The sequence below is a fragment of the Tepidimonas aquatica genome (assembly GCF_007556585.1).
Lineage (GTDB): Bacteria > Pseudomonadota > Gammaproteobacteria > Burkholderiales > Burkholderiaceae_C > Tepidimonas > Tepidimonas aquatica.
Map to the genome: position 1 here is coordinate 1 of NZ_VJNA01000035.1, position 25,029 is coordinate 25,029.

At 69.1% G+C, this 25,029-nt stretch carries 19 protein-coding genes, 3 pseudogenes and 1 other annotated feature; of the genes and pseudogenes, 6 read left to right on the forward strand and 16 right to left on the reverse strand.

Translation table 11 applies throughout. The features are described 5' to 3' along the window. Window positions 1-75 precede the first annotated feature (75 nt). On the reverse strand, window positions 76-792 hold the full coding sequence (locus Taqua_RS11345) for a Crp/Fnr family transcriptional regulator (RefSeq protein WP_185969612.1): 717 nt from the start codon (window positions 790-792) through the stop codon (window positions 76-78). Between the two features lie 77 nt (window positions 793-869). After that, window positions 870-1,757: a lysophospholipid acyltransferase family protein gene (locus Taqua_RS11350; protein ID WP_246094701.1), complete on the reverse strand. Its 888-nt coding sequence runs from the start codon at window positions 1,755-1,757 to the stop codon at window positions 870-872. A 90-nt stretch (window positions 1,758-1,847) separates the two neighbouring features. Here Taqua_RS11350 and Taqua_RS11355 point away from each other — a divergent pair, with 90 nt between their 5' ends. Further along, entirely contained in the window at window positions 1,848-2,996 is a 1,149-nt protein-coding gene (locus Taqua_RS11355) for an alkene reductase (protein WP_144326743.1), read from the forward strand. A 31-nt stretch (window positions 2,997-3,027) separates the two neighbouring features. Here the strand turns inward: Taqua_RS11355 and Taqua_RS11360 are convergent, their stop codons facing one another. The 9 genes from Taqua_RS11360 to Taqua_RS11400 form a co-directional block, all read right to left on the reverse strand. Next, complete coding sequence (locus Taqua_RS11360; RefSeq protein WP_144326744.1) at window positions 3,028-4,509, reverse strand: aldehyde dehydrogenase; 1,482 nt, start codon at window positions 4,507-4,509, stop codon at window positions 3,028-3,030. 148 nt (window positions 4,510-4,657) lie between these two features. Beyond that, complete coding sequence (locus Taqua_RS11365) at window positions 4,658-6,304, reverse strand: protein adenylyltransferase SelO (protein ID WP_221933937.1); 1,647 nt, start codon at window positions 6,302-6,304, stop codon at window positions 4,658-4,660. A 49-nt stretch (window positions 6,305-6,353) separates the two neighbouring features. Continuing rightward, window positions 6,354-7,190 (reverse strand): ABC transporter permease, encoded by an 837-nt coding sequence (locus tag Taqua_RS11370; protein ID WP_144326745.1) that lies wholly within the window; start codon window positions 7,188-7,190, stop codon window positions 6,354-6,356. A 27-nt stretch (window positions 7,191-7,217) separates the two neighbouring features. Continuing rightward, a complete protein-coding gene (locus Taqua_RS11375) occupies window positions 7,218-8,153 on the reverse strand; it encodes an ABC transporter permease (protein ID WP_144326746.1) in 936 nt (311 codons plus the stop codon). A 26-nt stretch (window positions 8,154-8,179) separates the two neighbouring features. After that, window positions 8,180-9,295: an ABC transporter ATP-binding protein gene (locus tag Taqua_RS11380; protein WP_144326747.1), complete on the reverse strand. Its 1,116-nt coding sequence runs from the start codon at window positions 9,293-9,295 to the stop codon at window positions 8,180-8,182. A 155-nt stretch (window positions 9,296-9,450) separates the two neighbouring features. After that, window positions 9,451-10,617 (reverse strand): extracellular solute-binding protein, encoded by a 1,167-nt coding sequence (locus tag Taqua_RS11385; protein WP_144326748.1) that lies wholly within the window; start codon window positions 10,615-10,617, stop codon window positions 9,451-9,453. 129 nt (window positions 10,618-10,746) lie between these two features. Continuing rightward, window positions 10,747-12,147, reverse strand: coding sequence for an aspartate aminotransferase family protein (locus tag Taqua_RS11390; protein ID WP_144326749.1), 1,401 nt, complete (start codon window positions 12,145-12,147; stop codon window positions 10,747-10,749). A gap of 66 nt (window positions 12,148-12,213) precedes the next feature. Then, window positions 12,214-13,584: a glutamine synthetase family protein gene (locus tag Taqua_RS11395; protein WP_144326750.1), complete on the reverse strand. Its 1,371-nt coding sequence runs from the start codon at window positions 13,582-13,584 to the stop codon at window positions 12,214-12,216. A 110-nt stretch (window positions 13,585-13,694) separates the two neighbouring features. Continuing rightward, window positions 13,695-14,513, reverse strand: coding sequence for a gamma-glutamyl-gamma-aminobutyrate hydrolase family protein (locus Taqua_RS11400; protein ID WP_185969613.1), 819 nt, complete (start codon window positions 14,511-14,513; stop codon window positions 13,695-13,697). 122 nt (window positions 14,514-14,635) lie between these two features. Here Taqua_RS11400 and pdxR point away from each other — a divergent pair, with 122 nt between their 5' ends. Then, window positions 14,636-16,117, forward strand: coding sequence for a MocR-like pyridoxine biosynthesis transcription factor PdxR (pdxR, locus tag Taqua_RS11405; RefSeq protein ID WP_144326758.1), 1,482 nt, complete (start codon window positions 14,636-14,638; stop codon window positions 16,115-16,117). A 12-nt stretch (window positions 16,118-16,129) separates the two neighbouring features. Here the strand turns inward: pdxR and Taqua_RS11410 are convergent, their stop codons facing one another. From Taqua_RS11410 to Taqua_RS11420, 3 genes are all read right to left on the reverse strand, one after another. Then, a complete protein-coding gene (locus Taqua_RS11410; protein ID WP_185969614.1) occupies window positions 16,130-17,074 on the reverse strand; it encodes an HAD-IIA family hydrolase in 945 nt (314 codons plus the stop codon). 27 nt (window positions 17,075-17,101) lie between these two features. Next, window positions 17,102-18,421, reverse strand: a complete 1,320-nt coding sequence (locus Taqua_RS11415) for an NAD(P)/FAD-dependent oxidoreductase (protein ID WP_144326752.1) — start codon at window positions 18,419-18,421, stop codon at window positions 17,102-17,104. A 151-nt stretch (window positions 18,422-18,572) separates the two neighbouring features. Continuing rightward, entirely contained in the window at window positions 18,573-19,481 is a 909-nt protein-coding gene (locus Taqua_RS11420; RefSeq protein ID WP_068608007.1) for a LysR family transcriptional regulator, read from the reverse strand. Between the two features lie 153 nt (window positions 19,482-19,634). Between Taqua_RS11420 and Taqua_RS11425 the strand changes: the two genes are divergently transcribed. The 3 genes from Taqua_RS11425 to Taqua_RS11435 all read left to right on the forward strand — a co-directional run bounded on the left by Taqua_RS11425 (window position 19,635) and on the right by Taqua_RS11435 (window position 22,979). Then, the gene (locus tag Taqua_RS11425; RefSeq protein WP_144326753.1) at window positions 19,635-19,937 is read left to right on the forward strand and encodes a DUF4148 domain-containing protein; all 303 of its coding nucleotides are present in this window, start codon (window positions 19,635-19,637) and stop codon (window positions 19,935-19,937) included. Window positions 19,938-20,015: 78 nt separating this feature from the next. After that, window positions 20,016-21,929: a PhoX family protein gene (locus tag Taqua_RS11430; protein WP_144326754.1), complete on the forward strand. Its 1,914-nt coding sequence runs from the start codon at window positions 20,016-20,018 to the stop codon at window positions 21,927-21,929. A gap of 78 nt (window positions 21,930-22,007) precedes the next feature. Beyond that, a complete protein-coding gene (locus Taqua_RS11435) occupies window positions 22,008-22,979 on the forward strand; it encodes a metallophosphoesterase (protein WP_144326755.1) in 972 nt (323 codons plus the stop codon). 255 nt (window positions 22,980-23,234) lie between these two features. On the opposite strand, the pseudogene Taqua_RS11445 reads toward Taqua_RS11435, so the two are convergent. Continuing rightward, window positions 23,235-23,519: pseudogene (locus Taqua_RS11445) on the reverse strand (transposase); the annotation flags it as partial. Between the two features lie 54 nt (window positions 23,520-23,573). On the opposite strand from Taqua_RS11445, the pseudogene Taqua_RS11455 reads away from it, so the two are divergent. Next, window positions 23,574-24,763 (forward strand): annotated as a pseudogene (locus tag Taqua_RS11455) (IS3 family transposase); the annotation flags it as partial. Beyond that, window positions 23,852-23,968 (forward strand) — a sequence feature (AL1L pseudoknot). It overlaps the preceding pseudogene by 117 nt. Before the next feature lie 22 nt (window positions 24,764-24,785). On the opposite strand, the pseudogene Taqua_RS13575 reads toward Taqua_RS11455, so the two are convergent. Next, window positions 24,786-25,029: pseudogene (locus tag Taqua_RS13575) on the reverse strand (hypothetical protein); the annotation flags it as partial.

Consider the following 25,029-nt stretch of genomic DNA (forward strand, 5'->3'; position numbering starts at 1 on the left):
GCGTTCTTGTGCAGTCGAACCATCATGACTTTTGCCTCCGTAGTTCCTCGATCAGCTCACGCATCGTCTCGCGACCTATGAATAATGCACGACGTCGCGGATCAATGCAATCGTCCGGGACCTGACACCTAGGTTAGGAATGAGGCCCTCCCACACCACATGACGGCGTCCCTCGCGGCGCAGCAGCCCGTCGCGCTGCAAGCGCGCCAGCGCGCGCGAGGTTGTCTCGGGGGCGCAACCGGCCAGCTCCGCCAGGTCGTCGCGCGCGGGCAACACCACGGTGCGGGTGCCTTGCTCACGCGCCAGCAAGCCCAGCACCGCGGCCACGTGCGACAGCGCATCGGGCAGCCGCGCCACCGCCGACCAATCGGCCAGGGTTTCCGTCACGCGCACCTGGTGGCGCGCCAGGTGCGCCACCAGCGCCGGCCGGCTGGGCAATAGCGCGCGCACCAGGGGCAGCGGCACCTCGCAAACCCGGGTGGGCACCACCCCGTCGAGGGTGGTGATGCGCGCGCCTTCGGGCAGCGGCACCTCGCAAACCCGGGTGGGCACCACCGCCACCGCATCGGCGCCAGGGCCATCGCCCAACAAGGCGCGCAGACTTAGCACATGGCCTGCGCCCAGCACCGCGACCGCCCGCGCGCCGCCCAGGCTCGGGTTGTGCCGCAGCAGCAGCGCACCGACCTTGACGGTGTGCAACATGCGCGCGGATCCACCCTGTTGCAACAACGGCTCGTAGACGTCCACCCGCCGCTCATGCAGCGCATGCCCTTCGTACGCCGGGTCGGTCACGACCGGCCGCAAGGGGCATTGCCGCCGGAGGGCGCATTCGTTGCAGACATAGCGCGACATGGTCATGCTCGTGGCCCTTACTCGTACACCGGGGCGCCGCCAGGGGGGCGTGTCTTGAACCGCCGGTGCAGCCAGTGGTACTGGGAGGGATCTTCTTCGATCCAACGCTGCAGCTCGACGTTCATGCGCGCGGCGTCGGCCACGTCGTCGCCGCTGGGGTAGTCGGCCAGCGGCGGCAGCACCTGCACCGTGTAGCCGTGCGCGTCGAGCCGCCCCAGCACCGGCACCACCGGCGCGCCGCCCAGCGCCGCCAGCCGCGGCAGCGACGTCACGGTGGCCGCGGGCACGCCAAAAAAGGGCACAAACACCGCCGCTTCGCGGCCCAAATCCATGTCCGGCAACAGGTACACCGCCGCGCCGCCACGCAGCGCACGCACCAGGCCGCGCAGCCCCTCGCGGCGCGCCACCGTGGCGGGGCTGCCAAAACGGTTGCGCCCGGCGCGCACCCAGGCATCCAGCCGTCGGTTGGTCTGCGCGGCGTACATGCCTGCCCATGGCCGCACCAGCGCCTGCGTCAGGCGCGTCCATGCTGCGTCCAACCCCACGAAGTGCGGCGCAAACACCAGCACCGGCCCCGGGCGTTGCAAGGCGTCCAGGTCGCCCTGCAGCCGCACGCGGCGCGCCACCAGCGCCGCCGGGGCGTGCCACAGCCACACGCGGTCCACAAACGCCTGCCCAAAGTGGACGAACACCCGCCACATCCAGCGCCGCCGCTGCGCTGCGGAGGCGGTGGCGAAGCACAGCTCCAGGTTGCGCCGCACCACGGCCCGGCGCTTGGGCACGCCCAGGTACAGGGCCGCGCCCAGCAGTGCGCCCGCGCCGCGCAGCAGCGGCAGCGGCAAGCGCGCCAGCGCCTGCAGCCACCACGGGCCAGGGGTGGGGGGGGTGGGGACAGCGGATGTCATGGCCGCCCGCATGATAGCGGCAGCGCCCCCGCCCCATGGCGCGTCGCACGGGCGACAACGCCGCTGCGGGCAACCAGGCTACGATGGGGCATGACCAGCACCGCCTCCACCAGCCTGCTTTTTCAACCGTTGCGCGTGGGCGCGTGGGCGCTGCCGCATCGCGTCGTGATGGCGCCGTTGACGCGCAACCGAGCGCCCGGCCAGCTGCCCAACGCGCTGATGGCCACCTACTACGCCCAGCGCGCCGACCCGCGCGACGGCGCGGCGCTGATCATTTCGGAAGCCACGCCGGTATGCCCCGAAGGCCATGGTTACGCCGATACGCCGGGGCTGCACTCGCCCGAGCAGGTGCAGGCCTGGCGCGCCGTGACGGACGCGGTGCATGCCGCCGGCGGCCTGATCGTGGCGCAGCTGTGGCACGTGGGGCGCATTTCGCACACCGCGCTGCAGCCCGGTGGCCAAGCGCCGGTGGCGCCCTCGGCCGTGCGCGCCCAGGCCAAAACCTACCTGATCGAGACCGTGGACGGCCAGCGGGTGGGGCGCTTCGTGGAGGTGTCGCAGCCGCGCGCGCTGCGCCTGGACGAGCTGCCCGGCATCGTGCAGGCCTACGCGCAAGCGGCGCGCAACGCCCTCGACGCGGGTTTCGATGGCGTCGAGGTGCACGCGGCCAACGGCTATTTGCTCGACCAGTTTTTGCGCCGCGGCAGCAACCTCCGCACCGACGCCTACGGCGGCCCGATCGAGCACCGCGCCCGGCTGTTGTTGGAGGTGATGCAGGCGGTGACCGAGGCCATCGGGCCGGATCGGGTGGGCCTGCGGCTGTCGCCGGTGACCCCCGCCAACGACGCCTGGGACGACGAGCCGCAGCCGCTGTTTGAGTACGTGGTGCGCCAACTGGCCCCCATGGGTTTGGCCTATCTGCACATCATCGAGGGCCAAACCGGTGGTGCGCGCGATTTCCAGCAGGGCGCGCAGCCGTTTGATTACGCCGCGCTGCGCCGGGCGTACCGCGACGCCGGCGGCCGCGGGGCCTGGATGGTCAACAACGGCTACGACCGTGCGCTGGCCGAGCAGGCGCTGGCGCAAGGCGCCGACCTGGTGGCGTTTGGGCGCCCGTTCATCAGCAACCCGGACTTGACCCGCCGCCTGCGCGAGGGGCTGCCGCTGACCGAGCCAGACCGCCGCACGTTCTACGGCGGTGGGCCGACGGGTTACACCGATTACCCCCGCGCACCCTGAGCCGCACCCACGCGGGGGCACGCGCTGGTCCTCACCAGCGCGCGTCCAGGCGGATCCAGGTGGTTTTGAGCTCGGTGTACTTGTCCAGCGCGTGCAGCGACTTGTCGCGCCCCATGCCGCTTTGCCGAAAACCGCCAAACGGCACCGTGATGTCGTCCTCGTCGTACTGGTTGACGTGCACGGTGCCGGCCCGCAGCGCGCGCGCCACGCCATGGGCTTTGTCCAGGTCGCGCGTCCACACCGCCGCCTGCAGGCCGTAGATGCTGTCGTTGGCTTGGGCGATGGCGTCGGCCGCGTCGGTGAAAGCCAGCACCGCCACCACCGGGCCAAAAATTTCCTCGCGCGCGATCGTCATGCCGTTGTGCACGCTGTCGAACACCGTGGGCTGCACGTAGCAGCCCCCCGGCACGGGCTGCACCACCTGCCCGCCCGCCAGCAGGCGCGCGCCTTCGGCTTGGCCGATCTCGATGTAGCGCGCGATGGTGTCGAGCTGGGCGCGGTCGACGATGGCCCCCATCACGGTGTCGGGCTGGCGCGGGTCGGCCGGCTGGTAACGCGGCAGCAACGCCAGCATGCGCTCCAGCAGCGCGTCCTTGATCGACGCCTCCACGAACAGGCGCGACGGTGCGTTGCAGCTTTGCCCTTGGTTGAACATGACGCTGCCCACCGCGGCCTGGGCGGCGCGGTCGAGGTCGGGGCAGTCCGCAAAGACGATGTTGGGCGACTTGCCGCCCAGCTCCGTCCAGGCGCGCTTGAGGTTGCTTTGCCCGGCCATGACGTGGATTTGCTTGCCCACGCGGGTGCTGCCGGTGAAGGCAATGGCGTCCACATCCATGTGCAGCGCCAGCGCCGCCCCGGCTTCCGGGCCGTAGCCCGGCACCACGTTGAGCACCCCCGGCGGCAGGCCGGCCTGCAGCGCCAACTCGGCCAGGCGCAGCGCCGTGTAGGGGGACTTTTCGCTGGGCTTGAGCACCACCGAATTGCCCACCGCCAGCGCGGGGCCCAGCTTCCACGCGGCCATGATCATCGGGTAGTTCCACGGCACGATGACACCGACTACCCCGATGGGCTCGCGCGTCACCAGCGCCAGCGCGGTGCGCGGGGTGGGGGCGATTTCGTCGTACACCTTGTCGATGGCCTCGCCGTACCAGCGGATGCAGTTGGCGGTGCTGTTGACGTCGACGCTGCGCGACCAGCGTACCGGCTTGCCCATGTCCAGCGTTTCCGTCAAGGCCAGCTCGTCGCCGTGCTGCACGATCAGCTCCGCCCAACGCTGCAGCACGCGCTTGCGCGCCGCCGGTGGCTGCGCGCGCCAGCGCCCGTCTTCGAACGCCGCGCGCGCGGCGGCCACCGCGGCGTCGATGTCGGCCGCCTGGCCGCGCACCACATCGCCCAGCACCGCGCCATCCACCGGCGAATGCTTGGTGTAGGTTTGGCCGTCGCGCGCCCACACCCGCTGCCCGTCGATGAAGGCGCGGCCATCCAGGCAGGGCGTGGGGGTGGGGTGTCGCATCGTGTCAACCTCCAAAAATACGGCGGGAGCGTGGCCGCAGCCAGCGATGACCTCATGGTAGCGCGCCTGCGGCCGCCCCGCACGGACCACTGGCGCGCGCCAGCACGGAGCCGCTTGGAAAGGCAGGCCGCAAACCCGATGCACCCACTCAGGTGCCGCAAAAGGTCACGTAGCGCTGCGCCCACTCGGGTGGCGCGGGGGCGGCCCAGCGCTCGGCGCCGGGCTGCTCGTCGAAGGGGCGCTGCAGCACGGCCGCGAAGGCGCGCGCGGGCGCAAGGTCGCCCGCCAGCGCAGCGTGCAGCACCTCTTCCATGCGCTGGTTGCGCGGGATGTACCACGGGTTGGCGCGGCGCATGGCGGCGGCGCGCACCGGGGCACCGACACCGTCGCGCACGCAGCGGGCGCGCCAGCGCCCCCACCAGCGCTGCAGCGGGGCCGCCTCCGACCACAAGGCGTGCAGCGGCGCCGGGGCGTGCTCGGGCAGTGCGCCGAGGCCGGCTTGGGCAACGTCCGCCACCGCGTTGGCCAGCCGGCGGTGCGCCAGCGTCCAGTCCACGCGCTCGGCGGCCAAGGCGTTCAACCAGTCGGTGATCAGCGCGTCGTCGTCTTCGGTCCAGGCGTCGTCCTGCGCCGGGACGGTGGGAGGCCACGCCACCGGGCTGGCCGCACCGCCCGGGTGCGGCGCCGCCAACCCCAGCTTGGCCCGCATCACGGCACGCCACGCGCGTTGGTAAGCGGAGCCAAAGGCGCGCACAGCGTCGGTGGCCAGCGCCACGGCGGTGTCGTGGTCGGGGTGCAGCAGCGGCAGCAGTGTTTCGGACAGCCGCGCCAGGTTCCACTGCGCGATGCGCGGCTGGTTGCCCCAGGCGTAGCGCCCGCCCAGGTCGATCGAGCTGTGCACGGTCGCCGGGTCGTAGCCCTCCATGAACGCACAGGGGCCGTAGTCGATCGTTTCGCCGCTGATGGTCATGTTGTCGGTGTTCATGACGCCGTGGATGAAGCCCACCCCCATCCACAGCGCCACCAAGCGCGCCTGGCGCAGCACCACCGCGCCCAGCCACGCTTGCACGCGGTCAGGGTCGCACGCGTCGGGGTTGAGCCCCTCCAGCAGCGCCGGGTCGTGTCGCTGCGCGGCAAAGCGCCACAAGCGCCGCAGCAAGCCCGGGTCGTCCAGCGCCGCCACCCACTGAAACGTCCCCACGCGCAGGTGGCTGGTGGCCACGCGCACCAGCCAAGCGCCGGGCTGCGGGCCGTCGCGCCACACGGTATCCCCGGTGGTCAGCACCGCCAGCGTGCGCGTGGTGGGGATGCCCAGCGCGTGCATGGCTTCGCTGACCAAGGCTTCGCGCAGCATCGGCCCCAGCGCCGCACGACCGTCGCCTCCACGCGCCAGCGGCGTGGCCCCGCTGCCCTTGAGCCCGACGTCCACCAGCGCCCCGTTGGGGCAGGCCACCTCGCCCAGCAGCAGGGCCCGCCCGTCGCCCAAGCGGCCGGCCCAACGACCAAACTGGTGCCCGGCGTAGACCAACGCCACCGGCCGCGCCGCCGGCGGCAGCGCCGCGCCGGCCAACAGCGCCACCCCATCCGGGCCGTGCAAGGCCTCGACCGGCCAGCCCAGCGCCGCGACCACGGCGTCGTGCAGCCAGACCAAGCGTGGCGCCGGCCAGCGCTGCGCCCGGCACGGCACCGTCAGCTCAGGCAGGGTATCGGCCCACAGCGCCTGCAAGGCGGGCTGCCACGGCGCGGGGTCGTGGGGCGGCGCGGCCATGGCCGCGGGGGTGACGCGCGCATCCATGCCGCCAGCGTAGCGCAGCCGCGCCCGCGGCGCCGCACCCGCGCGCGTTTCACCCCTTGAGGGCTGCGGCCATTTCGCGCTCGCGCCGCCGGGTGGCGCGCGCCACCCAGACCGCGTAGCTGACGATGACGGTGGTGACGACGACGATCAGGATCGTCGCCGCGGCGTAGATGGTGGGGTTGATGCCGCGGCGTGCGTAACCGAAGATGACCTGAGGCAGCGTGTTGACGCCGGGGCCAGAGAGGAATTCGGAAATCACCACGTCGTCGAACGACAGCGTGAACGACAGCAAAAACGCCGCCAGCACCGCCTGCGCGATGTTGGGCAGCGTCACCAGGAAAAACACCTGGTGCGGCCGCGCCCCCAGGTCCATCGCCGCTTCCTCGATGCGGCGGTCCATCTCCAGCAGGCGCGACTGCACCACCACCATCGCGTAGGCCATGCCCATCAGCGTGTGCCCCAGCGTGATCGTCAGCATGCCGCGCTGCGGCCAGCCGAAGACGTTTTGCGCGCCCACCATCAGCAGCAGCAGCGACAGGCCGATGATGACTTCCGGCATCACCAGCGGCGCGTTGACCATGCCGGAAAAGAGCGTGCGGCCCCAAAAGCGCCGGTAGCGCACCAGCACGAACGCGGCCAGCGTGCCCAACACCGCCGACAGCACGCCGGTGGCCAGCGCCACCTTGAGCGAGACAAAAAAGCCGTTGACGATTTTGCTGTCGTCCAGCAGCGCCTGGTACCAGCGCAGCGAAAAGCCAGTGAAAACGGCGTCTTGGCGCGTGCTGTTGAACGAAAACACGATCATGAACAGCAGCGGCGCGTACAAAAACGCAAACACCAACGCCAGCCAGCCTTTGCCAACGTGCCGAGCGAAAACGTTGCCCATCGTGCGGTTCTCCCAAGTGGCGTGGGGTCAGTGCACGCCGGCCGCCGCGCGCTCACCGCTGTAGCGGTAGTACAGCGACAGCGGCACGACGATCAGCCCGATCATCACCACCGCCAGCGCCGCGGCGCGCGGCCAGTTGTTGGCGGTGAACATCTCGTCCCATACGACGCGGCCGATCATCAGGTTTTCCGGGCCGCCCAGCAGCGACGGAATGACGAACTCACCCACCGAGGGGATGAACACCAGCATGAAACCGGCGATGATGCCGGCCTTGGACAGCGGCACCGTCACCAGCCAAAACGCCCGCCACGGCGTGGCGCCGAGGTCGTAGGCCGCCTCCAGCAGCCGCCAATCCAGTTTGACCAGCGTGGCGTACAACGGCAGCACCATGAACGGCAGGTACACGTAGGTCATGCCCACCAGCATCGACACGTTGGTGTACAGCAGCGGCAACGGCTCGCTGGTCAGGCCCAGGGCCATCAGCAGCCGGTTGACAACACCGGCGTCGGCCAAGATGCCCTTCCAGGCGTACACGCGCAGCAAAAACGAGGTCCAAAACGGCAGCATCACCATCAGCAGCAGCGCCGGGCGCACCGCCGCCGGGCTGCGCGCGATGAAGTAGGCAAACGGGTAGCCGATCAGCAGGCACAGCGTGGCGGTGACCGCCGCGTACAGCAGCGAGCGCACGTAGGCCTCGACGTACAGCGTGCGAAACAGCGGGCCGTCCCATTCGGCTTTGAAGATCGACCAGTAGTTTTCGTACTTGAGGTGCAGCACGCCGGTGGTGGCGTCCCACAGCGGGCGAAACGGGTCGATACCGTCGCCCATGTCCACGAAGCTGATGTACAGCAGGATCAGGAACGGCAGCAGGAAAAACACCGTCAGCCAGACGAACGGCACGGCGATGACGAATCGCCGCCCGGGCAACGGCAGCAAGGGGGTGGAGCCGGCAGGGGTGGACATGGTGGCAACCCAACGATCGAGGGGGGTCAGTCGCGCAGCACGACACCGGCGGTGTCGCTCCACCAGAACCAGACCTCGTCGTCCCAGGTGATGTCCGACCGGCCGTGGCGCGAGGTGTTGGCTTCGGTGATGCGCACCTTGTGCCCCTGCGGCGTGACGACGATGTAGGCGTTGTACGAACCGAAGTAAGCGATTTCCTTGACGCGGCCCTGGAACAGGTTGCACGCCACGCCGTCGGGGCGCTGCTTGGCGATGTCGATTTTTTCCGGGCGCACCGCCACCGCCACCGGCATGCCCAGCGTGCCGGTGGTGCCGTGGCCGACGTGGATGCGACCGATCGGCGTGTCGATGGCGCAGTGGTCGGGCTCGTCGATGGCCAGCGTGCCGTCGAACAGGTTGACGCTGCCGATGAAGTCGGCCACGAAGCGGTTGGCCGGGAATTCGTACATTTCCTGCGGCGTGCCGACCTGCAGCACGCGCCCTTTGCTCATCACCGCAATGCGGCTGGCCATCGTCATCGCCTCTTCCTGGTCGTGCGTGACCATCACGCAGGTCACGCCCACCTGTTCGATGATGTTGACCAGTTCGAACTGCGTTTGTTCGCGCAGCTTTTTGTCCAGCGCACCCAACGGCTCGTCCAGCAGCAACAGCTTGGGCCGCTTGGCCAGGCTGCGCGCCAGCGCCACCCGCTGCTGCTGCCCACCCGACAGTTGGTGCGGCTTGCGCTGTGCGTAGGCGCTCAGCTGCACCAGCGCCAGCATGTCGTCGACGCGTTTGGCGATTTCGGCCTTCGGCAGCCCCTCGCGCTTGAGGCCAAAGGCCACGTTGTCCCACACGTTGAGGTGCGGAAACAGCGCGTAGCTCTGAAACATCATGTTGACCGGCCGCTCGTACGGCGGCAGGCCCACCACGTCTTGTCCACCCAGCAGGATGCGGCCGGAGGTCGGGGTTTCGAACCCGGCCAGCATGCGCAGCAGCGTGGATTTGCCCCAGCCGGAGCTGCCCAGCAACGCGAAGATTTCGCCTTTGCGCACCGACAACGACACCTCGTCCACCGCCACCGTCTGGTCGAACGTTTTGACCAGTTTGTCGGTGACCAGGTAATGCTCGGTATCGAGCGGAACTTGCGACGCTTGCGCCATGACGCCTCTCATTTCCCACACGAGGGGTGGCGGCCCGCGCAGCCGCGCACCCGCTGGCCCCTAGACGAAAACGCAACGGGCTGCCCCACCGCCGGAAGAACAGCCCGTTGCGCGATGCATGCCCGCGGCTCGGTCACCGCTTGCGCTGGCAGCGTTTATTTGCCGCGCTTGAAGGCGTTGTAAGCCGAAGCCATCGCTTCACGCGCTTCGTTGGTGTAGCTGCTGGGCTGGATCAGCTTGGGCATGTAGTCCGCCGGCGGGAAGATCGACGGGTTGTTGGCCACTTCGGGCTTGATGAGGTCCTTGCCCTGGGTGTTGCCAGTGTTGTAGCCCATTTCGTTGGCCATCGCCGCGGCGTTTTCCGCCCTCAAGAAGAAGTTGATGAAGGCGTGCGCGTTGTTGGGATGTTTGGCGTCTTTGAGGATGGCCATCGTGTCAAAGAACGCCAGCGCGCCGGTGGACGGCAGCAGCGCAACGATTTCGTCTTTGGAGCCAGCCTCGGCGGCGCGCTGCGCAGCGATGTTGATGTCGCCCGCCCAGCCAATCACCGCACAGGCCTTGCCGCTGGCCATGTCGTCGATCATCGTCGAGCTGAAGATGCGGATGTCTTTGCGCACCTTCTTCAGCATCTCCACCGCCGCTTTGTAGTCCTCGGGGTCGTTGGAGTAGGCGTCTTTGCCGATGTAGTGCAGCGCCACCGGAATGATTTCGGTGGGCGAATCCAGGTAGGCGATGCCGCAGCTCTTGACCTTGGCGGTGTACTTCGGATCGAACACCAGGTCCCAGGCGTTTTCCGGCATCGGCATGCCGCCCAGCGCTTTTTCGACCTTTTGCTTGTTGATGCCCACCGTGGTGAAGCTCCACCCCCACGGCACCAGGTACTGGTTGCCCGGATCCACGCGGTCCAGCACCTTCATCACCGCTGGATCGAGATTGTTGTAGTTGGGGATCTTGGCCTTGTCCAGCGGCTGGAACAGGCCGGCTTCGATTTGCGGTTTGGCAAAGACGCTGCCCGGCACGACGATGTCGTAGCCGGTGTTGCCGGCCACCAGCTTGGCGTGCAGCGCTTCGTTGGTCTCGAACGTGTCGTAGTTGACCTTGATGCCGGTTTCCTTTTCGAAGGCTTCGAGCATGCCCTCAGGGATGTAGTCCGGCCAGTTGTAGATGTTGAGCACTTTTTCGTCGTCCAGCACCGGGCCGGCAGGGGCCTGCGCGACTGCGGGGGCCGGGGCCGGCGCGGGTTGGGCGACGGGTTCTTCTTTCTTGCCGCAGCCGGCGACGAAGGCAGCGGCCAGGGCCAGGGCGAGCAGATGCTTCTTCATATCCACACTCCAGTCGATCACGACCAAGTCATTGCAGGGAAAATGCCCGAGCAGCAGGCCGGTGCGGACCATGCCCACCCGACGCCCCTTGTTGCGCTCCGTCGGCCATTGTAGGGCAGCCCTGGCCTATCACGCGCGCCCCTGGCGGCGCAAATCGTCCCATGTCGCATCCAAGGCACGCCGAATCAGCCCGATCATGGTGTCGATGTCGGCGCGCGTCATCACCAGCGGCGGCGCGATGATCATGCGCGACCCCACGGCGCGCATCACCACCCCTGTGTCGAAGCAGTGCTGGCGGCACAGCATGCCCACCTCCCAGTCTTCGGGAAACGGCGTCAGCGTGGCCTTGTCCCGCACCAGAATGAGGCCGGCCACAAAGCCGCAGCTCTCGGTCACACCCACCAGCGGGTGGTCAGCCAGCGTGGCAAAGCGCTCGGCCAGGTACGGGCCAGTGTCGCTGCGCACGCGCTCAGGCAGCGCCTCGCGCTGCATCAGCTCCAGGTTGGCCAATGCCACCGCGCACGCCACCGGGTGGCCGCTGTAGGTGTAGCCGTGGGTGAACTCGCCGCCCTCGACCAACACCTTGGCCACCCGCTCGCCCACCAGCACCCCGCCCAGCGGGACGTAGCCGCTGGTGACGCCTTTGGCAAAGGTCACCAGGTCCGGCCGTATGCCAAAGCGCTCGTAGGCAAACCAATGGCCGAGCCGGCCAAAGGCGCAAATGACCTCGTCGTCGATCAGCAAAATGCCGTAGCGCTCGACGATGCGCTGCACCTCGGGCCAGTAGGTCTCGGGCGGAATGATGACGCCGCCGGCGCCTTGCACCGGCTCGGCGATGAAGGCGGCCACCTTGTCGGGGCCGACCTCCAGGATTTTTTCCTCCAGCCAGCGCGCGGCGCGCACGCCAAAGTCCTCGGCCGTTTCGCCGGGCTGGCGCAGGTCCCAGTAGTACGGTTGTTCGATGTGCGCGATGCCGGGGATCGGCAGGTCACCCTGGGCGTGCATGGCCGCCATGCCGCCCAGCGACGCCGCGGCGACGGTGGAGCCGTGGTAGGCGTTCCAGCGGCTGATGATGACCTTGCGCTGCGGCTGGCCCATCAGGTCCCAGTAACGGCGCACCAGGCGCACGTTGGTGTCGTTGGCCTCGGAGCCGCTGCTGGTGAAAAACACGTGCGTGAAGCGCCGCCCCTGCACCGGCGGGGCCAGCTCGGTCAGGCGCTGCGCCAGGCGCACCGGCGGCTCGGTGGTGGTCTGGAAAAACGTGTTGTAAAAGGGCAGCCGCAGCATTTGCTGGTAGGCGGCGTCGGCCAGCTCGCGCCGGCCGTAGCCGGCGTTGACGCACCACAGCCCGCTCATGCCGTCCAGGATGCGGTGGCCCTCGGAGTCCCAGATGTAGATGCCCTCGGCGCGGGTGATGACGCGCGCGCCCTTGGCCGCCAGCGCCGCGTGGTCGGTGAACGGGTGTAAAAAATGCGCGGCGTCGAGCGCGCGCAGCTCGCGGGTCAGGTCGGTGTCGGCCACGGCGGTCATCGGCGGTCTCCTTTCCAGCCTAGGTGCCAGCGTCGGCCCCGGCGCCATCGCGCGGGGGGCGCACGCTCAGACGTGCAACAACAGGTGCTCGCGCTCCCACGGCGAAATCACCTTCATGAACTCCTCGAACTCGAGCTCCTTGATCTCGGTGTAAATCGTGATGAATTCCTCGCCCAGCACATGGTGCAGGTCGGGCTCGCGGCGCAGCCAGTCCAGCGCTTCGCCCAGGCTGCGCGGCAGCGCATAGGCCGACAGGTAGGCGTCGCCGCGCATTTCGGGCTTGGGCTTGATCTTGTTGACCAGCCCTAGGTAGCCGCAGGCCAGCGTCATGGCCATCGCGATGTAGGGGTTGGCGTCGGCGCCGATGACGCGGTTTTCCAGCCGGCGGGCCTGCGGCGGCGCGATCGGCGAGCGGATGCCCACCGTGCGGTTGTCGTGCCCCCACTCGATGTTGATCGGCGCCGCCGTGTGGCGCGCCAGCCGCCGGTAGCTGTTGACGTAGGGCGCCACCAGCGCCATCGCGGCCGGGATGTAGCGCTGCAACCCGCCGATGTAGTGGTAGAACATCTCCGAGGGGCTGCCATCTTCGTTGCTGAAAACGTTGCGGCCGCTGGCTTTGTCCACCAGGCTTTGGTGGATGTGCATCGCGCTGCCGGGCTCGCCAGCGATGGGTTTGGCCATGAAGGTGGCGTACATGTCGTGGCGCAGGGCCACCTCGCGCACGGTGCGCTTGAACAAAAACACCTCGTCGGCCAGCTCCAGCGGGTGGGCGTGGAAAAAGTTGATCTCCATCTGCCCCGCGCCCACTTCGTGGATCAACGTGTCGACGTTGAGCTCCATCTTGTCGCAGCAGTCGTAGATCTCCTCGAACAGCGGGTCGAACTCGTTGACGGCGTCGATGCTGTAGGCCTGGCGCGAGGTCTCGGCCCGTCCGCTGCGGCCCACCGGTGGGTGCAGCAAGGTGTTGGGGTCGGTGTTGCGCGCGGTCAGGTAAAACTCCAACTCGGGCGCCACCACCGGCTGCAGGCCCATGGCGTCGTACAAGCTGCAGACGTGGCGCAGCACGCTGCGCGGGGCGTAGGGGATGAGCTTGCCGCTGTGGTCGAAGCAGTCGTGGATGACCTGCGCGGTGGGGTCGGCCACCCACGGCACGATGCGCGCGGTGGCCGGGTCGGGCCGCAGCTGCATGTCGCGCTCGGTGGGGTCGATGACGTCGTAGTACGGCCCGCTGCTGGGCTGCTCGCCGGTCACGCTCATCGCCACCACCGACGCGGGCAGGCGCATGCCGCGATCTTCGGTGAACTTTTCGCGCGGCAGGATCTTGCCGCGCGCCACGCCGGTCAGGTCGGGCACCAGGCACTCGACCTCGGTGACGCGGCGCTCGTTGAGCCATTGCTCCAGATCGTTGAAGGTTTTGAGTTGTTTGGCACTGCTCATGGTGGTCTCCGTGGCCCTGAGGGGTGGCGACGCGGTGGGGACACGTCGCCTGACCCGGACATTCTCGCAGCGCTGGGCGTGGTGTGGCTGCCGCATCCGGGCAACGGCGATCAGGCAGGGGTTTCAGGAGCGGCGGCGTAGGCACGGGCGTCGGCCAGACGCTGCTGGCGGCGCTGGCGCACCGCGCGCCCAAACGCGGCGAAGATGGCGCTGGACAGCGGGTCATCCCAGCAGCGCCACTCCGGGTGCCATTGCACCGCCAGCGCGAAGGCGCGCGCGTGCTCGAACTCCACCGCTTCGATCAGCCCGTCGGGGGCGTGCGCCACGGCGCGCAGGCCCTGGCCGAGCCGCTTGATACCCTGCCCGTGCAGCGAATTGACTTGCACCGTCATGGCCCCGCCCGCCAACGCCTGCAGCAGGCTGCCAGGCTGCAGCGTCACCGCGTGGCGCGGCGCGTACTGCTGCTCCAGCGGCAGGTGCTTGGGCTCGCGGTGGTCCAGGTGGCCGGGCAGCGCGTGCACCGCTTGATGCAGGCTGCCCCCCAGCGCCACGTTGATTTCCTGAAAACCGCGGCAGATGCCCAGCAACGGCACGCCAGCGGCCAGCGCCGCGCGCACCACGGCCAGCGTGACTTCGTCACGCGCCTCGTCCAGCGGCAGGCTGGGGTCGGCCACCGGTTCGCCAAAGTGGCGCGGGTGCACGTTGGACGGCGAGCCCGTCAGCACGACGCCGTCCACCTGCGCCAGCAACGCGGGCACCTCGTCGGCGCTGGCCAGCGGGAACATCACCGGCTGGGCCTGCGCGCCCACCTTGACCGCGCGGGCGTACTTGTCGCCCAACACCAGGTAGGGCTGCGTGTGCAAGGTCTCGCCCATCAGCCGGTGGTCGGCAGGCATCCAAACCCAAGGTGGCGCGGACTCAACGTGCATGATGCGACCCATTGTGCGCGCCGATTGGATGCACAATGGGTGCCATTTGATGGCATGCAACGGTGCCACTGGAGGCCACCGCAGCGCGCCGTGAGACCCGCCCCATGACCCTGAGCACCTCTTTGCTGGCCGAACACCTGCTGGCGGAACTGGCCCGTGACGATGGGCCGGCCGGCCCGCACAGCGGGCTGCCGCTCAACCGCCGTTTGTACGAGGCGTTGCGCCGCACGCTGCTGGACGGGCGGCTGGGGCCGGGCGAGCGCTTGCCGTCCAGCCGCGAGCTGGCGGCGGACCTGCGCCTGTCGCGCAACACCGTGGTGGCGGCGCTGGAGCAACTGACCGCCGAAGGCTACCTGAGCAGCCGCGTGGGCAGCGGCACCTACGTGGCCGACTGGTGGCCGCAGGGCACGGCGCCGCGGCCGCGGCGGGCACCGAGCACAGCCCGTTTGCCCGGGTTGTCGGCGCGCGGGCAAACACTGGCGCGCCGCCACAACGCGCAGCATCTGGAGATCCAGCCGTTCACGCCGGGTGCGGCGGACTTCAGCGCGTTTCCGGTGGCGGTGTGGCAGCGCCTGCACAACAAACACTGGCGCCAGGCGCGGCCGGACATGCTGGACTACACCACCTCGGGCGGGTACGGGCCGCTGCGCCGCGCGGTGGCCGACTACCTGCGCGTGTCGCGCAGCGTGCGCCTGGAGCCCGAGCAAGTCATCATCACCAGCGGCACGCAGCAGTCGCTGGAGCTGTGCGCGCGGCTGCTGGCCGACGTTGGCGAGCGCGTCTGGATCGAAGACCCGGCGTACTGGGGTGCGGTCAAGGCGCTGCAGGCCTGCGGGCTGGAGCTGCAGCCGCTGCCGGTGGACGAAGAGGGCTGGAGGCCACCGGACGAGGGCAGCGCGGGCGTGCCGCGGCTGATTTACGTGACGCCCTCGCACCAGTACCCCACCGGGGCGGTGCTGTCGCTGGCGCGGCGGCGGGCCCTGCTGGCGCTGGCCGCCCGCCTGGATACGTGGGTGCTGGAGGACGACTACGACAGCGAGTTCCGCTTCGATGGTGCGCCCATTGCCTCGCTGGCCGGGCTGGACGATGACGGCCGGGTGTGCTACCTGGGCACGTTTTCCAAGGTGCTTTACCCGGGCATCAAACTGGGCTACCTGGTGGCGCCGCGCGCGTTGGTGGAGGACTTTCGCCAAGCGCACTACGACCTCAACCGTCCGGGTCAGTTGCCCCTGCAGGCGGCGCTGGCCGAGTTCATCGAGCTGGGTCACTTCGCCGCCGCCCTGCGCCGAGCGCGCCAGACCTACGCCCAGCGGCGCCAGCAACTGCTGGCCGCGCTGCAGCCGTTGCTGGCGCTGCCCGGGGTGCGCATCGACGGCGCCGCGCAAGGGCTGCACCTTTGCCTGCGCCTGCCGCAGCAGGCGGACGACGGCGCCATGGCGACGCAACTGGCGCGCGAGGGCATCACCGTGCGGCCGCTGTCGGCGTACTGCCTGCAGCGGCGCGACCTGCGTGGGCTGATCATCGGCTACGGCTACGCCCAGCCGGCGCTGATCGCCCCTTGCGCGGCGCGGCTAGTGGCGGTGGTGCGCCAGGCGCTGGGTTGAGCGGCCCGCTCGTCACGGCCGTGGCGGCCGACCAATGAAGGGCATCACCCAGTGCGGCGCCAGGCCGGTGGCCTGGACCGCGCGCCCCACGTCCAACCCGGTGCTGGCGCCGGCACCGGTGACCAGCGCCGCGTGCAGGCCTGCGGCCAGCGCGCCCAGCACATCGGTGTGCAGCGTATCGCCCAGCATCAGCACCTGCGCGGGGGTCCATGGCTGCGGCAAGCTGGCCAGCGCCAACGCAAACAGCTCACCAAACGGCTTGCCGATGCGCCGCACCGGCGCCCCGGTGCGTGCGGTCAGTCCGGCGCACCAGCCACCCGGCTCGCGCACCCAGCCCCCTTCCCACGGCGAGATGAGGTCGGGGTTGGCCACCCACACCGGTCGCGGCTGGGCGCGCAAACTGGCCTCCAGCCGCGCCTGGGCATGCTCGTTCCAGCCCTGCGCGGCCAAAAACAACACCGCATCGTCGCCGTCGCGCAACGCCCCGTCGCAGCGCCGTGCTTGCGACAGAGGCAGGTCCGACCAGTCGACCCCTTCGGGCGCCACCACCGCCCAGCGCCAGTGACCGGGCGCCTGCGCCAACGCCGCCGCCGTGGCGTCACGGCTGGTGACGAAGTCCTGCGCATCCAGCGCAAAGCCCAGCGCCCGGTAGCGCGCCACCAACGCCGCTTTGGGCACGCTGGCGGCGTTGCTGACGATGCGAAACGGCACCCCGTCGCGCCGCAGCGCCGCCAGCGCTTGCGACGCGCCCGGGATGGCACGGTCGCCAACGTTAAGCACCCCAAAAGCATCGAACAACAACGCCTGGTAGTGGGGCAGCACATCGGCCAGGCAGGTCACTTCACGGGGGACATGGCGCACGGGCGGCACGGCGGGCCAGACGGCGCGCTCGGCCTCGTAGGCTTGCAGCAGCGCCCAAGCGGGACCGTCAACGGTGGCATCGGTAGTGGACAGCATGGCCCGCATTGTCGCCGCCGGCGCCGCTCAGCCGAGCACGTCGCGCAACCTGTGCCACGCCATGCCCAGCGCCAACAACGGGGTGCGCAGCCACGGGCCACCCGGAAACGGTCGGTGGCGCAGCCGCGCCAGCACGTCGAAGCGCTCGCTGTGGCCGACGATGGCTTCGGCCACGCAGCGGCCAGCCCAACCGGTCAGCGCCACGCCGTGGCCGCTGAACCCTTGCAGGTAGTACACGCGCTGGCCGATGCGGCCAAAATCCGGCGCGCGGTTCATCGTGATGTCAACAAACCCACCCCACAGGTGGGTGAGACGCACCCCGGCAAGTTGGGGAAACACCGCCAGCATGCGCCGCTGCATCGTGGCACGCAGCCGCGGCGGCGTCATCGTGGTGTAGCTGACGCGCCCGCCAAACAGCAACCGGTCGTCGGCGCTGAGGCGGAAATAGTCCAGCACCACGTTGGTGTCGCACACCGCCGCGCCGCTGGGAATGAGCGCCTGCGCACGCTCGGGGTCCAGCGGCTCGGTGGCGACGATGTAGGTCCCCACAGGCATGATGCGCGCGTGGATGCTGGGCAGCACGCCAGGGCCGTGTTCTGGCAGCGTGCAGTTGCCCGCCACCACGGCCCAGTCGGCGCGCACCTCGCCGCCGTCGGTGAGCACGCGCACGCCGTGCGCGTCATGCACCAAGCGCCGCACAGGGCTGCCTTCGTGCACCACCACCCCCGCCTGCTGGGCCGCGCGCGCCAGCCCCAGGGCGTACTTGAGGGGGTGCAGGTGCCCCGAGATGGCTTCGTACGCCGCCGCCACGTAGCGTGGACTGGCCAACCAACGCTGCACATCTTCCCCTTGCGCCCACTGGGTGGCAAACCCGTAGTCTTGCGCCAGCGCATCCATCTCGGCGCGCAGCGCCTGGGCTTTGCGCGGCCGATCGGCCACATACAGGTAACCGCGCCGCCACTCGCATGCAATGCCGTAGCGCTGCACACGCTGCTCGATCAGCTCCACCGCCTCCAGCGACCATTGCCAGGCACGCCGCGCGTCATCGCGCCCCAGTTGACGCTCCAAAGTCGCCATGCCACAGGCGTAGCCGACGATGGCTTGCCCCCCGTTGCGCCCGCTGGCACCGGCGCCGATGCGATCGGCCTCCAGCAGGACCACGCGGCGCCCGCGCTCGGCCAGTTCCAGCGCCGCGCTCAGGCCCGCAAAGCCCCCGCCCACCACCACCACGTCGGCGCGCTGGCGGCCGGCCAGCGCGGGCTGTGCCGGTGGCCGCACCACGCTGGCTTCGTAGTAGCTGTCGGTGTTGAGCTGGGTGTCGGAACGCAGCAGGGAGGGGCGCAGCATGGGGCGGAGGAGTCATCGGCCCGACAGGGGCCCGGCGGGCAGGGACGATACCGCGCCCGCCCCGCGGGCCAGGGTGCCAATCGGCCCAGGCGGCAAGGCGCCAACGCCCCGGCCGTCACCGCGCGAGCGCCTCGCGGCGGCCGGCGTCTGCCTACGTCCGCAGCAGCGTCGCCGTCTCGTGCGTCAGCTCGTCCAAAAAGGCCCGCGTGCGCGCCGGCAGGTGGCGGCGGCTGGGCAGCGCGGCGTAGAGGGACCAGTGGTCCGTGACCCAGCCGTCGAGCACGCGCACCAGCTCGCCGCTGGCCAGCCGGTGCGCGACCAGATCCAGCGAGACCGCCAGAATGCCGCCGCCCTCCAGCGCCATGCGCAGCAGCGCCTCGACATGGTTGCTGCAGGCGACGGGCTCCACCGCCACCCGGCTGACGGCGTCCGGCTGGTCGGCGCGCCACAGGGTCCACGCGTGGGCGTGCTGCCCCGGGGGGCGGTAGCGCAGACAGTGGTGGTGCATCAGATCCTCGGGCCGGGTCGGCCGCCCGACGCGCTGCAGATAGGCCGGCGCGGCGACCAGCGCGCTCACCCCGCTGGCGATGCGGCGCGCGATCAGGCCCGTATCCACCGTGCCTTCCACGGCAAACAGCGCCACGTCGTGCTCTTCCACCGAGGGGACGGCGTAGCTCTCGACATCCACCTCGACGCGCAGGGCGGCGTGCCGCGCCGTCAGCCGCGGCACGACCGGGGCCACCAGCACGCTGGCCAGCACCGGCGTGGCCAGCACCCGCAGCACACCGGCCACCGTCTGGCTGCGCTGGCTCACCAGAGCGTCGGCCTCGTCCAAATCGGCCAGGATGCGCCGCACCCGCTCCAGATAGGCGGCGCCCTCGTCGGTCAAGACCACGCGGCGCGTCGTGCGCTGCAGCAGGCGCACGCCCAGTTGCGCTTCGAGGTCGGCGACCATGCGCGTCACGCTGGCGGCCGACAGATCGAGGGCGCGCGCGGCGGCGGCAAAGCCACCGGCATCGGCCACCGCCTGGAAGACGCGAAGGGATTGAAGCCGGTCCATGGGTAGATTGTCGATGTTTATTTCTAAATCTGCAATATTGCATTGTTGGCAAAGAGGTTTATCTACAAATCTTTCGTTAGTACAGTTCATTCCACGGGCTGCATCAACGGCCCTCTCCAGCAATCTCTCTCTGTCCAGACGAAAGGAAACGCCATGAACCGCTTCTCTCTGCGCACCCTGATCGCCACCTCGCTGCTGGCCGCGACCGCCGCCGCATCGGCCGCGAGCTTCCCCGTCGCATCGGGCGAGTTCTCCGCCGCCGACGTGGCCGCCTCGAACACGGCCCAGCCGGTGCGCGCCGCCCGCGCCACGACCACCGAAGGCCGCACCCGCGCCGAAGTGCGAGCCGAGTTGGAAGCCGCGCGCTGCCGCGGTGAGCTGCCGTTCGAGGGCGAGACGGGCCGCACCTACCGCGACGTCTTCCCCGACCGCTATCCGCTGCCCGAGTGCCGTTGACGCGCTGGCGCGCTGTCATCGGTCTATCACGCCCTCGGTCGAAGATGGCGGCCTCTTCACGCAAGACGACGACGCACCATGGCCAAAGACTTCGACCTGATGGAAGACTCCAACCGCAGCGCCAACCCGACCATCCACGAGGTGTCGGACCCGGCGCGGCGCATTTTCGTGCGCGGCGCGCTGGCCAGCGCCACCGCCGCGCTGTTTGGCGGCAGCCTGCTGGCGGGCTGCGCCAGCACCGGTGGCCCCAACGCCGCGGCCCTGGGGCGCGGCATCGGCTTTGCCAGTGTGCCCATGCGCGACGTCGACGAGGTGCTGGTGCCCCCGGGCTACACCGCGCGCGTGCTCAACCGCTGGGGCGATGCGGTGGGCGTGGCCGGCAAGATGCCGGCGTTCAAGACCGACGGCTCCAACACCGCCGAGGAGCAGGCCCTGCAGGCCGGCATGCACCACGACGGCATGAGCTACTTCCCGCTCGATGGCAGCAAGCGCGGGCTGCTGGCCATCAACCACGAGTACACCGATGACGGCCTGCTGCACCCGGACGGCATGAAGACCTGGAGCGCCGAGAAGGTGCGCAAGGCGCAGGCCGCGCACGGCGTGTCGATCATCGAGATCGAAGCCGGCCCGAACGGCTGGCGCCAGGTGCTGCCGTCCAAGTACGCGCGCCGCATCACCGCGACCACGCCGATGCTGATCAGCGGCCCGGCCGCCGGCCACACCTGGATGAAGACCGCGGCCGACCCGACGGGCACGCGGGTGCTGGGCACGATCAACAACTGCGCCAACGGCCAGACGCCCTGGGGCACCTACCTGACCTGCGAAGAGAACTTCATCAACTACTTCCACGGCCCGGACCAGCCCGATGCGCACGGCAAGCGCTGGGGCCTGAAGAAAGACGGCGCCGGCTACCGCTGGCACGAGTTCGACGAACGCTTCGACGCCACCCGGCACCCCAACGAGCCGAACCGTTTTGGCTGGGTGGTCGAAATCGACCCGATGGACCCGACCATGACGCCGATCAAGCGCACCGCGCTGGGCCGCGCGGCGCACGAGGGCGCCGCGGTGGCGCTGACCGACGACGGCCGCGCCGTGGTGTACATGGGCGAGGACGCGCGCTTCGAATACATCTACAAGTTCGTCAGCCGCGACCGCGTCAAGCCGGGCGGCTTTGCGGCCAACCGCGACCTGCTCGACCACGGCACGCTGTATGTGGCCAAGTTCAACGCCGACGGCAGCGGCGAGTGGCTGCCGCTGGTGCACGACCGCGGTCCGCTGACCGCCGCCAACGGCTTTGCCAACCAGGGCGCGGTGCTGATCCAGGCGCGGCAAGCCAGCGACGCCCTGGGCGCCACCAAGATGGACCGCCCGGAATGGACCGCCGTGGACCCGATCAGCAAAGAGGTCTATTGCACCCTGACCAACAACAGCAACCGCGGCCGCGACAAGAGCCCCGGTGCGGATGCGGCCAACCCGCGCGCCAACAACACCATGGGCCACATCATCCGCTGGAAGGAAATCGGGGACCTGGACGCCACCCGCTTCACGTGGAACCACTTCGTGATGGCGGGCGACCCGTCGCTGCCGCGCGCCGAGGCCAAGGGCAACATCCGCGGCGACATCTTCGGCAGCCCGGACGGGTTGTGGGTCGATCCGCGCGGCGTGCTGTGGATCCAAACCGACGTGTCCACCTCGACGCTGGGCAAGGGCGACTATGCCAACCTGCCCAACAACCAGATGCTGGCCTGCGACCCGACCAAGGGCGAGATCCGCCGCTTCCTGGTCGGCCCGCGCGGCTGCGAGGTCACCGGCATCGCGATGACGCCGGACCTGCGCACGATGTTCATCAACATCCAGCACCCGGGCGAAAGCCCCAGCGAGCGCAGCGACCCGGACGCGCCGACCAAGTACTCGCGCTGGCCGGACGGCGGCCGCCCGCGCTCGGCCACCGTCGTCATCACCAAGAACGACGGCGGCGTCATCGGCCTGTGACCACCGGGCGGACACCCGGTCCGTTCGCCCCCGATCTGTCGGCCCCTCGGGGCCGGTTTTGTTGAGGAGTCCGATCCCATGCGTTTTCCCCTTTTGCCCCTGGCGTGGCGCGGCGCCGTCGCCGCCACGGCCGTGCTGCTGGCCGGCACCGTCGCGGCCCAGACCGTGCGCTTCGTCGCGCTGGGCGACATGCCCTATGGCCCCCCTGACAAGAGCTATCCGCCCTACCGCGCGCTGATCGAGCGCGTCAACGCGCTGCAGCCGGCCTTCACCGTCCACGTCGGCGACTTCAAGGCCGGCTCCACGCTGTGCAGCAACGAGGAGTTTTCCGCCCAGCTGGAGCACTTTGGCCGCTACCGCGGTGCCGTGGTCTACACCCCGGGCGACAACGAGTGGACCGACTGCCACCGCGCCAACAACGGCAGCTACGACCCGCTGGAGCGCCTGGCCACGCTGCGCCAGCGCTTCTACACCCCCGGCCGATCGCTCGGCCAGCAGCCCATCGCGGTGGAAAACCAGTCCACCGTCATGCTCGCCTTCGCGCCCTATGTGGAAAACCAGCGCTGGTGGGCCGGCGACGTGCTGTTCGTCGCCGTGCACATCGTCGGCAGCAACAACAACTTCGAGACACGCGACCCCAAGGCCGTGGCGGAGTTTTTCGAGCGCGACCGCGCCAACGTCGCCTGGCTGCGCGCTGCCTTCGAGCTGGCGCAGCAGCGCAACGCGCGCGCCATGGTGGTGGCCATGCAGGCCGACCCGTTCGACAACCAGCAGCCGGTGGAGACGTTCCCGCGCCACTCGGGCTTTGCCGCCAGCATCGGCGACACGCTGGTGCCGCTGGCGGCGCAGTGGGGCCGTCCGGTCCTGCTGATCCACGGCGACAGCCATGTGCTGGCCTTCGACAACCCCTTCAAGCACCGGAAAAAGCCGGTGCTGAACCTGACACGCCTGCAGGTGCCGGGCGCGGCCGACGTGCGCGCGGTGGAGGTGAGCGTCGATCCGGCGTCGTCGCAGCCGTGGACCATCCAGGTCTTTGACGCCCAGCCTTGAGGCGCGTGTGAAGCCCGATGACGTTGTTTATGAACAACATTCGGGTCATCACGAATTGACTTAACATCACCGTCATCAGGGGCCGGTGCAATAGCCCCTGTGGTTCGGCCCTCCGGGCCACCCATCCCCGGTTGCAGCCCCCCATCCGGGGTTGCCGCTTTCTGGTTCAACCCCAGGAAATCCGACGATGAAAAAATGGGTATACGGATTTAATGGTTGATGGGGCACCTTCACCCCATCAATCTGATACCACCCTCAGATGGTTGATAGATCGACTCCGTAGTTGAGTTCCTCTGCGAAGTCCGGCAGTCCGTAACCGATGGTTTTCTTGTAGAAAGGAGAGACCTTCGCAGTCGGTGCCTTCTTCTTGTGCTTCGTGGTGTAGAGCATTCGTGCCCGCATCACCTCGAAGGAGTAACCGCGCCCTTCACGGTTCTTGTCCTTGGCCAGTCGGTTGATGGACTCCGTGTAAGCGTTGGTGACGGGCATGTCCGTCTCGAAGTAGGTCATGGTCTCTTCGCGCCAGTTTCCCACTGCCCTGACCTGAACCGCCCCGGGAATTGAGGAGGCTCCAACTCTTGAGAAGATGGAGCCATGAACAAGACATCGAAGTTCTCACCCGAGGTCCGCGAGCGCGCCGTGCGCATGGTGCAAGAGCACCGGGGCGACTACCCTTCGCTGTGGGCGGCCGTTGAATCGATAGCACCCAAGATTGGCTGCGTTCCGCAGACGCTGCTCGAATGGGTCAAGCGCCAGGAAGTCGATGCCGGCCAGCGCGAGGGACTGACCAGCGGCGAGCGCGAGCGACTGCGGCAACTGGAACGCGAGAACCGGGAACTGCGCCGGGCCAACGACATCCTCAAGGCTGCCAGCGCGTTTTTCGCCCAGGCGGAGCTCGACCGCCGTTTGAAGAGTTGAAGCGCTTCGTCGACCAGCACCGCCATCTGTACGGGGTCGAGCCCATCTGCCGCGTGTTGCAGATGGCCCCGTCGTGCTACCGACGCCATGCCGCCCGCCGACGGCAGCCGCAACTGCGCAGCCAGCGGGCCCAGCGCGATGAGGCCCTGATGGCCGACATCCAGCGCGTGTGGCACGCCAACTGGCAGGTCTACGGTGCCGACAAGGTCTGGCTGCAACTCAACCGCGAGGGCATCGAGGTCGCGCGCTGCACGGTCGAGCGCCTGATGCGTGTCATGGGACTGCAGGGAGCACGCCGTGGCAAGACGGTGCGCACCACGGTGCCCGACAAGGCAGCGCCGTGCCCGCTGGACCGTGTCAACCGGGTCTTTCACGCCAGTCGGCCCAACGAGTTGTGGGTGTCGGACTTCACCTACGTCAGCACCTGGCAGGGCTGGCTCTACGTGGCCTTTGTCATCGACGTGTACGCCCGGCGCATCGTGGGCTGGCGGGTCAGTCGCACCATGCAGACCGACTTTGTGCTCGATGCGCTGGAGCAAGCGCTCTATGAGCGGCGACCCGCTGCCAACGCCTTGGTTCATCACAGCGACAGGGGGTCGCAGTACCTCTCCATTCGCTACACCGAGCGACTAGCCGAGGCCGGCATCCAACCCTCGGTCGGCAGCCGGGGCGACAGCTATGACAACGCGCTGGCCGAGACCATCAACGGGCTGTACAAGGCCGAGTTGATTCACCGCCGGGGACCCTGGAAGACCAGGGAATCCGTGGAACTGGCCACCCTGCAGTGGGTGCACTGGTTCAACCACACCCGACTGCTCACGCCGATTGGAGGCATCCCGCCGGCAGAAGCTGAGGCAAACTACTGGGTCGCCCCTGAAAAATTCATTTTCAAGCCAGCCGCAGCCTCGGCAGGGCCGGGTTGGCACCGCCGATGCCGGTTGGCCGCTGTGGGAGGAGCAAGTGCCCGAGCAGCCGCACGGCAGCCACGAGGCGCAAAAAGACTCTCCTCAAGAAGGGCACGCCCTTCTTCGTGATCATGCGCAGCAGCCAGCGGATGTTGTAGCCCGCCGCGCACAGCACCGCGTGCAGCCGGTCACCCTGCTCGCCCTTGAGATGGCACCTGTCCATGCGG